Consider the following 12,598-nt stretch of genomic DNA (forward strand, 5'->3'; position numbering starts at 1 on the left):
TTTCTTGCCCTTTGCTCGGTCTTGCCCCAGCTCGCCGCCGCTGGAGGGCTCTTTCTTTATCCTTGATGATAAAGAAATAAACAATCAAGGCTTGCATCCTTCCTTGTAAAAACCTATGGAAATCTTAATTGCGGCAGCATCGAGGCTCTTACCCCTTGCTTATCCCCGCGCACCCGCTTGATCCTGCCTTGGGCTGTGGGGTTATGAGGGGGACTGCAAAGATTTCCGTGCTTTTTCCTGCGAAAATCTGCCAGGCCGGATAGCAGGGTGCAGATAGCGAGGGGCATCTTGCAGGGTGCGATAATTTGTTTTCTGTCTTTTCCCTTTCAGGGGAAAGGTGCCGATAGGCGGATAGGGGTTTAAGGCGCTCGCTATAGTACGGTCGTCATTCTCGCGCATGCGGGAATCATAATGCGCCCGCTATTTTCTTGCCCTTTGCTCGGTCTTGCCCCAGCTCGCCGCCGCTGGAGGGCTCTTTCTTTATCCTTGATGATAAAGAAACAAACAATCAAGGCTTGCATCCTTCCTTGTAAAAACCTACGGAAATCTTAATTGCGGCAGCATCGAGGCTCTTAGCCCTTGCTTTATTCCGCCGCTCTCGCTTTGATCCTGCCTTGGGTTGTGGGCTGATGAGGGGAAGTGCACAGATTTCCGTGCTTTTTCCTGCGAAAATCTGCCAGGCCGGATAGCAGGATGCAAATAGCATGGAGCATCTTGCAGGGTGCGATACTTTGTTTTTTAGCCCTTTCCCTTTCAGGGAAAGGTGCCGATAGGCAGATGGGGGTTTAAGGCGCTAAAAAGTAACGCTTGTTCTTCGTGTTCTTTGCGGTTCCCCCTCTGCGCCCTTTGCGGTTAAATGTACGCCTAAACTTTCTTCACCGATTTCAAAAACACAAAACCCACCACGCCCGATAGGATCGAAGCCGTTAATATCGAAAACTTCGCTTCTGATACATGCAGCACCTCGCTAAAAGAAAGCAGCGCAATAAAGATCGACATGGTAAAACCGATTCCGGCGAGCATGCCCAACCCTAAGATGTGTTTCCAGCCTGCTCCGGTGGGTAAATCGGCCCATTTTAATTTCACGGCTAACCAGCTGAAAAAGGTTACACCAATGGTTTTACCCACGAATAAGCCTACGATAATGCCCAGTCCGAGGGGTGAAACCAGTCCGGCGAGCATTTCTTTCTGGAAAGTGATATTGGTATTGGCCAAAGCGAAAATGGGCATAATGATATAGTTGACTGGGGTGGTTAAAAAATGTTCCAGTTTTTCTAGTGGCGATTCTTCATCCGTTTCGTTGGTCGGGATGGTAAAAGCCAGCAGTACCCCTGCAATGGTGGCATGGATGCCCGAGTGGTGGATGAAATACCACAGGAATATACCTGGGATGAGGTAAAACACGAGTTTCTTTACGCCGAAATAATTCATCAGGCTTAAAAGAACAAGGATGCCCCCAGCCATGGCCAGGTATTCGAAATGAATCTGGTGGGTATAAAAAATCGCGATCACGAGAATGGCACCGAGATCATCTACTATGGCTAAAGCAGCCAGGAATATTTTTAAACTGGTGGGTACGCTTTTACCGAGCATAGCAATAATGGCGAGGGCAAAGGCAATATCAGTTGCCATGGGGATGCCCCAGCCGCCGGCAGTTTCTGTGCCTTTATTAAACAGGGCATAAATCAAAGCAGGAACCAGCATTCCGCCCAAAGCTGCAATTACGGGTAAGGCTGCACTTTTCAAAGAAGATAATTCCCCTTCTACGAGTTCGCGTTTGATTTCTAGTCCGACGAGCAGGAAAAATATAGCCATTAAGGCATCGTTTATCCAGGCTAGGATGCTATAGTTCACTTCACCAAAGCCTAATTTGATTGCTAAAAAGGTTTCGAAACTTTCTTTTGAAGCGGTATTGGCGATGAGTAAGGAGATTGCCACGCAGATCAGCAATAAAAAACCGCCTACTTGTCCGGAGCGGAAGAAACGCTGAAATACTTCTAGGTTGATGAGTTTAGCCATAAGGGTAAAAATAGTGAAATGAAGGGGGAAAGGGGAAGTTTTTGTGAGGAAATCTAAATAGATGATTTTTTAAAACTAAGGGTGGGAGCTCCCCTCCTTATTTTCAAGGAGGGGCTGGGGGTGGTTATAAGTTATAGTACGATCGTCATTCCCGCGCAGGCGGGAACCTTAAAGCGATCGCTATTCTTGCCCTTCACGCAGTCTTGCCTCGGTTAGCCGCCGAAGGGCTTTTACTTTTTCCTTGATGAAAAAGTAACAAACCTGAGCGCAGCGAAAGCATGCCTGCCGTTAAAAACAACAAAGACCAAGGCATAACTGAAAGGCTTGGAACTGATGTCGGATAAATTCGTCAAAGCTTTTTGGGTCGTCAGCACAAGCCCCGATGAAGGATCGGGGAGGGCGTGCTGCCTCGGGGGTAGTGGTAGGTTGAAAGGAAGTGCTAAAGCTTTAACGTCCTGAGCGTAGTCGAAGGATCTCCTTCCATCATTTCCTAGGCCGATAGCAGGGTGCAGATCGCATGGAGCGTATTGCAAGGTGCGGTACTTTGTTTTTTAGTCCTTTCCCTTTCAGGGGAAAGGTGCCGATAGGCGGATAGGGGTTTAAGGCGCTCGCTATAATACGATCGTCATCCGATAGCTATTGGATCCCGCGCAGGCGGGAAGCGGTATTGTTGTCTTTGAGGACTTTGCATCGCTGGGTTTTAAAGCTATGGGTGGGAACTCCCCTCCTTAAGGAAGGGTTGGGAGAGGTTTTGCCTTGGCTCAGGCTTGCCTCGGCTCGCCGCCGCCGAGGGGCTCTTACTTTTGGCTTGGCCCAAAAGTAACAAAAACCCAAGGCTTGCACCTTTTCTTGTAAAAACCTACGGAAATCTTAATCGCGGCAGTATCGAGGCTCTTACCCTGGCTTACCCCAGCGCACCCGCTTGATCCTGCCTTGGGCTGTGGGGTAATGAGGGGAAGTGCACAGATTTTCGTGCTTTTTCCTGCGAAAATCTGCCAGGCCGATAGCAGGGTGCAGATCGCATGGAGCATATTGCAGGGTGCGGTACTTTGTTTTTTAGCCTTTCCCTTTCAGGGGAAAGGTGCCGATAGGCGGATAGGGGTTTAAGGCGCTCGCTATAATACGGTCGTCATTCTCGCGCATGCGGGAATCATAATGCGCTCGCTATTTCTTGCCCTAGCTCAGTCTTGCCTCGGCTCGCCGCCGCCGAGGGGCTCTTACCTTTTTCTTGATAAAAAGGTAACCAAACCTGAGCGTAGCGAAAGCATGACTACCTTTAAAAACAACAAACACCAAGGCATAAATCAAGGCTTGCACCTTTTCTTGAACTAAGCTATCGAAATTCTTATTGCGGCAATATGGAGGCCCCGATGAAAAACCGGGACTGTATATTGCCTTGGGCTGTGAGGTGCTGTGGGGTTAGTGCAAGAATTTCAATGCTTATTCCTGCGAAAATCTGCCAGGCCGGATAGCAGGGTGCAGATCGCATGGAGCATATTGCAGGGTGCGGTAATTTGTTTTTTAGTCCTGTCCCTTTCAGGGGAAAGGTGCCGATAGGGGGATAGGGGTTTAAGGCACTCGCTATAATACGGTCGTCATCCGATAGCTATCGGATCCCGCGCAGGCGGGAAGCGGTATTCTTGTCTTTGAGGACTTTGTATCGCTGGGTTTTAAAGCTATGGGTGGGAACTCCCCTCCTTCAGGAGGGGTTGGGGGAGGTTTTGCCCTAGGCTCGGGCTTGCCTCGGCTCGCCGCCGCCGAGGGGGCTCTTACTTTTGGCTTGGCCCAAAAGTAACAAAAACCCAAGGCTTGCATCCTTACTTGTAAAAACCTACGGAAATCTTAATCGCGGCAGTATCGAGGCTCTTACCCTGGCTTACCCCAGCGCACCCGCTTGATCCTGCCTTGGGCTGTGGGGTAACGAGGGGAAGTGCACAGATTTCCGTGCTTTTTCCTGCGAAAATCTGCCAGGCCGATAGCATGGTGCAGATCGCATGAAGCATATGCAGGGTGCGGTAATTTGTTTTTTAGCCCTTTCCCTTTCAGGGCAAAGGTGCCAATAGGCAGATAGGGGTTTAGGCAGATCGGTGGGAATGTGATCAATAAAAAAAGCCACAGATTTTTTAAATCTGAGGCTTTATGATGTGGCTCCCGGATGAACCAGGAAGGCTGATGTTTATTAGCATTAAGATCCCCGCATGCGCGAGGATGACGAGCCTTCTTTTAAAATAAAATTAAGGCTTCTTACCAATATTTACCCTGATATTCACTTCAAAATCGCCATCGGTATAACCACTGATTGCGGAAGTTGCCGTGTTGTAATAAGCCATAAAATACAAGGTCGATTTGTAATTCATGCCGAAACCAAATGTAGCGTTCTGTGTATTGTGGTACATGGCCATTACATATAATTTATCGTTGGCGAAATTTGCATTTAAACCGGCATCCCATAGGTTATCGTAATTTTTAATGCCCCTGAAAACGCCTTTGGGTTCGAGGCTGATTCCGTTAATGCCCGATCCCAGCATGAACTTATAACTCACCGCCGAATAAAACGTGGGTTTGTCGGCAAAGTTTAAATCATCTTTTCTAAAAACGGAACGCATGTTCGGTACGGCACCTTCGACAGTTAATCCTTTCGAGGTATAAGAGATCCCGAAATCGCCATCTACATAATAACCCCTGTCGTTAAAACGGGCGATGGATGGGTCGTTAATGTCGCTGTTCCTTACACTGCTTAAATCCAGTTTATCCTGACTTGCGCCAAAAGAGATCCCGAAGTTTAATTTCTGATCGTCGCTGTTTAGCGGAAGGTGGTAGGCAAAGGTTCCAACGGCTTTGGTGCGTTGGATACCGCCCGATTTCTCGTTGTACACATTCACACCCCAGCCTACTTTGTTCACCTGCTGATCTAAGGTTACGCTTTGTGTAATGGGGGCACCAGGAATGTTCGACCATTGCTTGCGGAAACTTCCGTTGATGTTAAAACCTTCGTTTATGCCGGCCATTGAGGGGTTAACGAGATAACGGTTCTGGAAATATTGTGCATTTAAGGGAAGGATCTGTGCTTTAACCGAACCTAAAAATAATGTGCCTGCAGCAAATAGAAACGTTACGCGACGCATTTGCTTTATGTTTTTTGTAATTGCTCTCATGTCTGTAATTAGTCTCTAATGATGTTGATAAAACCTTTGAATGTACCGATGCCGCTACCTAAATCGATGATGTAATAATAGGTTCCTTCATTCAGCGGACTACCGTTTATGGTTCCGTCCCAGTCGTTGGCATAGGTATGTTTGGTGTATAAAATCCGCCCGGCCTTATCGAATATTTTTAAGGTATTGTTTGGATAATAATCGATGTTTTTTACGATAAATTTATCGTTATAACCATCGCCATTAGGCGTAACTACAGTACTGGCTTCGAGTTTATAATCGTCTATTACGGTAATGGCAATGCTTTGATCGCTCACACAACCACTTGCATTGCTTACAGTAACACGGTAAGTACCGCTCTGTTTCGGTCGGATGGTTAAGGCAGCAGTACTTTGTCCGCTAACGATATCCGAGCCTGTCCAGCTATATTGTGTACCGCCGGTAGCCGTTAAAATGATGGCATCGCCTTTGGAAATCGATAAACCTTTGTTGCTGCTGATGGAAACCACTGGCAGGGCGTTTACCGTTACCGTAGCTGTTCCGCTTTGCGTTTGGGTAGCATAAACATCGGTCACGCTTACTAAATTGTAGGTAAATGTACCTGTTAAATTGGTTGGTACACTAACCGTTGCAGTAGTTGAGCTTGTGCTTACCGTGCGGTTACTACCTCCATTAATGCTGTAGGTGAAGGTATAAGGTGCTGTGCCAATTGAGCCAGTGAAAGTAATGTTTGGTGATGAACCGAAGTTACATACGGATGTATTACCTGCGATGGTGGCTACCGGTAAAGGACGAACCGTTACCGTGGTTGAAACATTTTGTGCTTGTGCACTAAAAGCATCGGCAATGTTGGTGATGGTGTAAACGAATGTGCCCACCACATTGGTTGGTGCCGTTACTGTTGCGGTATTGCTTGTTGCCTTCAACGTTTGGCTGCTGCCTCCATTGATGTTATAAGTAAATGTAAACGGTGCTGTACCTGCAGTAGCCCTAAAGGTAATTACCGGAGCAGTGGCGTTTTGTGGAACAGCAACACTGGCACTTAGTGCGGCAACCGGTTTGGCATTAATATGAAGATTGGCAGAATTGTAGTTGATGCTGTAATTGCTACTTAAAGCCAGCGTTCCCTGCTGAATGGCATAATCGCCTGCAGTTTCGCCCGCCACACGGCTTAATGCGCCTGTAAAAGCATCGGTACCAATTAATGCAGGACTGGAAACGTAGGTAAATGCAGGATCAGCTGTTCCTTCTAGCTTGGTTTTGGCATCTGCGGTTACCGTAATGGCTTTAGGTGCAATGGTTAATACCTGTTGTTTGGCAATTGCCGGGTTAAAGAAAGTATCGCCCGGTTGATTGGCCGTAATGGTTACCGTTCCTGCTTTTACAATGTGGATATCATTATTGCTAATGGTGGCAATATTGGTATCGCTACTGGTATAAGTAATGTTGATGGTGGTATTATCGCTCGTGGCTCCTGCAACTAAATCAGGATCGCCGTAAGTAGCAGTTCTTGTAGGTGCAAAGGTAATATTCTGGTCTTTTTTAACGGTAGCATCATCCCTGGTGTACCAGATGGGCGAGGTAATGATCCGGCTTCCGTCTGCTTCTACAATATCAGCATAATAATAGCCTGTGGCCAGGTTGGCCAGTGCATTATCGGTATAGGTTAAACTTGCGGTTGGACTGGTGGTTAATTCTACCGGGTTGGTACCGCTTCCAGGTGTTCCGTATAAAATCCGGATGCTGGTTACCGGACTTGTGGTAATCGAACTCACCGAGATCTGTGGCGCACCGGCGGTTTTAAATACACTGCCTACAGGTTGCTTGTTAATGGTGAAAACCACTTTGGCTGCCGAATCTTGTGAAGCATAAAAACGCATCTTTTTAATGGCATCCAATAAATCGTTTTCGGTAAGGGCAGGAGCCAATACCACCAATCGCGCACGGGTATGCTTACCAAAGGTTAAATTGTGGTTATCATGATCGATACTTGCACCAAGGTGATAACCCTTAGCCAGCATGCGGTTATAATAGCTTAAATAACTCATTGAGCTGGCGGGATCGGAATAGGTAACATTGGTTGAAAACGCAGGACCACTTTCTAATGCCGCACCTACAATGGCGCTATCGGCGCTTAAATCATAAGTAGCCGAGATGTTGTTAAAATCGGTAGTATTAGGGTGAGCCAAAGTAGCTACGGCATTTAAACCATGGCGGTTAATGATCCTGAATAAACCCGCTGGCCCGGTATAAGTACTTTTAGGTACATAAATCTGGTTTTCGCCGGGCTCCCAGCCGATCAGTGAATCGATACCATACACAATTACGTGTCCGCCGCCACTGATTACACCCCATTCCATACCGTGCAAAGCAACGAAAGTTGAAGTGGTTGCATTTTTGGCTGCAATGATACCCGGTTGCCAGTTGGCCAATGACATGCCGGCCTGTGTATGGTTATGCTCTGATATTCCAAGGAAATCGAGGTTCATCGCCGTTTTGGCAAAAGCATAATCATCTTCTGGTTTTTTGGTTAAATCGTCTTTATTTCCATCAGAATAACTGCTGTGACTGTGTAAGTTACCATAATAGAAGTTGAGTTTGTTTACATCAAGGATACCGGTTTTAAAGTTTCCTAAAAGTGGCTGTGCGGTTAAATATAAAGGGCCACCGCTGCAGGCACTATTTACCGCATAAGTGAAAAAGTAATAATTGGTGTTCTGGGTTAAACCATTTCTGATAAATGAAGTGCCCGTTCCTCTTTTCACCACGATACCACCACCTAAAGGATCGCCTACATTATAAACCGTTTGGTTTACCGGTGCTGCGGTTAAGGTGCTGCTGGTACTCATCACCACCAGGTATTCATCAGCTACGCTGGCGGCTGTGAAAGAAGCCTGGATAAAGTTATAGTTTGCAGAAGTAATGGTAAAACCTGTAGGCTGTGCCGTTGGGGTGGCACAGGGCAATAAGGTTTTAGTGCTTTGTGCTGCGGTTAAAATATTGGTGGTTAAATATTTCGGTCCGCCGGTACAAGAAAGGTTGTTTAACGGAACAATAAAATAGTTGTAAGTAGTAGAACTGTTTAAATTGTTATCGGTAAAGGTATTGTTTACAATTTTGTTGATTACCGTACCCCCACCAAAAGCAGAACCAATGGCATAAGCGGTACCATCAACCGGAAGCGCACTCAAAGTGGCATTTAAACTTCTGATGATCAGGTATTCGTTGGCATCGGCCGATTTAGTGAAAGCAGCGGTGATGCTGCCTGTAGTTACGGCACTGAAGGTTAATGCTGTTGCCGGACTGGTTGGCGCGGCGCAGGCAGGTAAGTTAGGTGGGAAATGTACACCCAATCTATTGGCATCGTCATCATCAATGGCATTTTGAACGGTAGCCAGTGGTGTTCTGGTCCAATCGTCGTCTACATAAGTAGGACTAGGTGCGGTTACATTCAAACTTCTTACATAAGAAACATCTTTGGCGTTAACTCCCTGACCGAAAGCATCTATAATGTTGTTATTGGCATCTAAAAGGGCCACACCATCGTTACCGTTAAAGTTGATTACGGTATTGCTGTTTAATATGGCACTGGAAGTACTTAGGTAGGGTACTTCGGTATTGCTGTTGCCCGTATTGCCCAAAAGTACGGAGCCATGGGCCGGGATGGTAAAGTTTAAGTTTACCGTTTGCGAAGGTGTACCGGTGATATTAATGTTGCCTGCATCGCCTGAGATATTGTATAAAGCCAATTTTAACTGTGGTGATGCAGTATTGATCGGAGCATTGCTCAAATTGGTTAATTCGATCCATTTGTTTACAGAAGTGCCCTCGTAATATTGGCTGATGATTACGGGTGCGCTTACCAGAGGAGGATTAGCAGTGGTGGCATCTACCGCGGCAACTGTAGTTTGTAAATTGCCGGCGGCATCTTGTGCCACTACATATAAGGTATAACCAGTGCCGATTGTTAAACCGGTGATGGATGCACTGGCATCGGTGTTGGCGGTATTGGCAAATGATCCCGATTTTAAAGCTGCAGCTCCGGTTCCATCCTGAGCAGCTTTCACCTGTGCAGGTGTTGGCGAAGTACCTCCCGAAAGGGCCAAAACATAATAAGTGGTACCGGCTTCGTTAATGTTGTTTATAAAATCGACTGAGGTAGTGGTAACCGTTGTGGTTTTGGGGAAAGTGGCTGCCGTTACCGGTGGGGTAACATCTGCCAAACCCAGTGTTGTTACATTTAGGAGTGTAACTGAAGTTTGTAAATTAGGCGTGCTGGCACCATCTTCTGCCACCACGTACACAGCATAATTTGTAGTTGCAGTTAATCCGGTAATGGATGTACTAACATCTGTATTAGCTGCATTGGTCAAAGCGCCAGATTTAATTGCTGCGGTACCACTTCCGTTTAATCCAGCTTTTACCTGTGCCGGTGTTGGTGTTGGGCTGCCTGATGCGGTAACAACGTAATAAGTTTTACCCGGCTCATCGATATTATGGGTAAGGCTAAAAGAGGTTGAGGTAATATTTGATGTTTTTGGGTATGAGGCTGTATTTACAGGAGGGGTATTGTCGGTACCAGAAACTGCAGATCCGGAAATAACGACATCATCTATACTAAACGTACCTCCTGCAGCTTCGGCATTGTAACCATAAAAACGGAAAGTAGTTGCTGTAGAAATGCTGGTAAAGCCTGTTAAGGTAATGGTACTGCCAACCTCGGCAGTTGTTGCCGCATCCAGGACCTGAAATATGTTTCCTGATACAACCTGAAGATCTGTATTGGCGGGCGATACAGTGGCTGGCAAGTTAGCCGCATAGCTGTCTTTACTCGATCGTACACTGTATTGCCTGATTCCTGTTCCTGAACGTTGCAGGGTGAATTTAATCCCCGTAATGTTTAAGGTGTAACCTGCAACAGGTGTAATGGTTACTTCGTAATACTTGGTTAAATCTATTGTGCTGGTAAAAACATCACTGGCATTGGTTGCCCCTGTAGGCTGACTGGTGAAAGAAAACCTTCCACCTGCGTTAGGGTTTGCAGAAACAGCCCCGTTAGCCGTAAAAGAACCAAAAGTAACTCCGGTTGCAGTTGGAACCGGGGTAGGGTCCGTTTTACCGGTAGTGGTAGAAACGCTACCGAAATTGTAGGTTCCGTTAAAACTTTGGGCAAACAACGAAGTTGCCAAAAGCATTGTAGAACATAGTAGTAAAAGTTTTTTCATATAAGTTTTTTAGGGATATGAAATGATGAATTAATCTTTTTGAATAAGTTAACAGAGCGGATTAAGCGTAATTGCTTTATTTTTCGGGAACGGTCCCGCGAGGATTGGAATGATTAGGAGTAGCGTTTTGCCATACAGAATAATAAGGATTGTAATTAGAAGATTTTTTGATCATTCAGCGCAAACCATCATTACTAAAGGGAAATACCCATAGCAATTGTGCGAAAATCATTTGCTGACAACGATTTTTTTAGCAAGAAAGCTTTATTGGAGTAATTGTAGCGCCATATAGAATGATTAGGTTACGAAAATAAGCGTAGAATATTAATTCAGTATTAGAATGAGGTTAATTTTAGTTGTTTGTTTTGTTAAAAGCTTGTGGAGTACGGTATTAAAATATAAATTTATATATTTCTTTGGTATTTAGGTTGGATGTTGATAAATTTTAGGCGAGGAGGCGAGCTGGGGCGTCATCTTGACCGTAGTTTAGAGATCTTTGTGCTTTCCATAAACACATTTCGTCATCCGATAGCTATCGGATCCCGCACAGGCGGGAACCTTAAAGCGGTCGCTATTCTTTGTCTTAGGCTCGGGCTTGCCTCGGCTACCGATGAAAAATCGGTACAGGTCTACCGCCGCCGAGGGCTCTTACTTTTGGCTTGGCCCAAAAGTAACAAAAACCCAAGGCTAGCATCCTTTCTTGTAAAAACCTACGGAAATCTTTATCGCGGCAGTATCGAGGCTCTCACCCTGGCTTATTCCAGTGCTCCCGCTTGATTCTGCCTTGGGTTGTGGGTTAATGAGGGGAAGTGCACAGATTTCCGTGCTTTTTCCTGCGAAAATCTGCCAGGCCGGATAGCATGGTACAGATCACATGGAGCATATTGCAAGGGGCAGTAATTTGTCTTTTAGCCCTTTCCCTTTCAGGGGAAAGGTGCCGATAGGCGGATAGGGGGGTAAGGCACCTGCTATAATACGGTCGTCATTCCCGCGCAGGCGGAAATCTTAAAGCGGTCGCTATTCTTTGCCTTAGGCTCGGGCTTGCCTCGGCTACCGATGACAAATCGGTACAGGTCTACCGCCGCCGAAGGGGCTCTTACCTTTTTCTTGATAAAAAGGTAACCAAACCTGATCGCAGCGAAAGCATGACTACCTATAAAAACAACAGCTAAGAAGGCATAAATCAAGGCTTGGATCTGATGCCGGATAAATTCGTCAAAGCTTTTTTGGTCGCCAGCACAAGCCCCCGATGAAGAATCGGGGAGGGCGTGCTGCCTCTGGATAGTGGTAGGTTGAAAGGAGGTGCAAAAGCTTTAACGTCCTGAGCGTAGTCGAAGGATCTCCCTCCATCATTTCCTAGGCCGGATAGCAGGATGCAGATCGCATGGAGCGTATTGCAGGGTGCGGTAATTTGTTTTTTAGCCCTTTCCCTTTCAGAGGAAAGGTGCCGATAGGCGTATAGGGGTTTAAGGCGCTGGCTATAATACGGTGATCATTCTACTACAACAATAAATCCGTCATTGCGATGAGGATTTTTCAGCCGAGGAAGCAATCTTACTACCATGGGTTATCTGCGATTGATACGGCGGTTACTCCATCGTTTTTGCTTCTAATAATTTTCTGTCATCCTGAGGCACGAAGGATCTTTTGCCGATAGATTCTTCACTGCGTTCAGAATGACAATTGTAGGTCTTGCCCCAGGCTTATGCTTGCCTCGGTTAGCCACCGAAGGGCTTTTACTTTTTCCTTGATGAAAAAGTAACAAAAAATCAAGGCTCGCATCCGTTTTTTATGTGATTATATTGTTTTTATAGGTATAAAAGATTGCTGCGCAATTCTTGTAAAAACCTACGGAAATCTTAATTGCGGCAGTATCGAGGCTCTCACCCTGGCTTATTCCAGTGCTCCCGCTTGATTCTGCCTTGGGTTGTGGGTTAATGAGGGGAAGTGCACAGATTTCCGTGCTTTTTCCTGCGAAAATCTGCCAGGCCGGATAGCATGGTACAGATCACATGGAGCATATTGCAAGGGGCAGTAATTTGTCTTTTAGCCCTTTCCCTTTCAGGGGAAAGGTGCCGATAGGCGGATAGGGGGGTAAGGCACCTGCTATAATACGGTCGTCATTCCCGCACAGGCGGGAACCTTAAAGCGGTCGCTATTCTTGCCCTTCGCGCAGACTTGCCTCGGTTACCGATAAAA

The 12,598-nt window shown here is 46.2% G+C and carries 3 protein-coding genes; all 3 read right to left on the reverse strand.

Going from position 1 to position 12,598, the window contains the following annotated elements:
- Nucleotides 1–864: 864 nt before the first annotated feature.
- The 3 genes from nhaA to AC07VK_RS21670 all read right to left on the reverse strand — a co-directional run bounded on the left by nhaA (nt 865) and on the right by AC07VK_RS21670 (nt 10,399).
- Nucleotides 865–2,019, reverse strand: coding sequence for a Na+/H+ antiporter NhaA (gene nhaA, locus AC07VK_RS21660; protein ID WP_492963827.1), 1,155 nt, complete (start codon nt 2,017–2,019; stop codon nt 865–867).
- A 2,234-nt stretch (nt 2,020–4,253) separates the two neighbouring features.
- Nucleotides 4,254–5,174: a PorP/SprF family type IX secretion system membrane protein gene (locus AC07VK_RS21665; RefSeq protein ID WP_057934882.1), complete on the reverse strand. Its 921-nt coding sequence runs from the start codon at nt 5,172–5,174 to the stop codon at nt 4,254–4,256.
- A gap of 8 nt (nt 5,175–5,182) precedes the next feature.
- Nucleotides 5,183–10,399, reverse strand: a complete 5,217-nt coding sequence (locus AC07VK_RS21670) for a CehA/McbA family metallohydrolase (protein WP_492963829.1) — start codon at nt 10,397–10,399, stop codon at nt 5,183–5,185.
- Between the last annotated feature and the right edge of the window lie 2,199 nt (nt 10,400–12,598).

It is taken from the genome of Pedobacter sp. GW821-FHT01D05 (assembly GCF_059422505.1).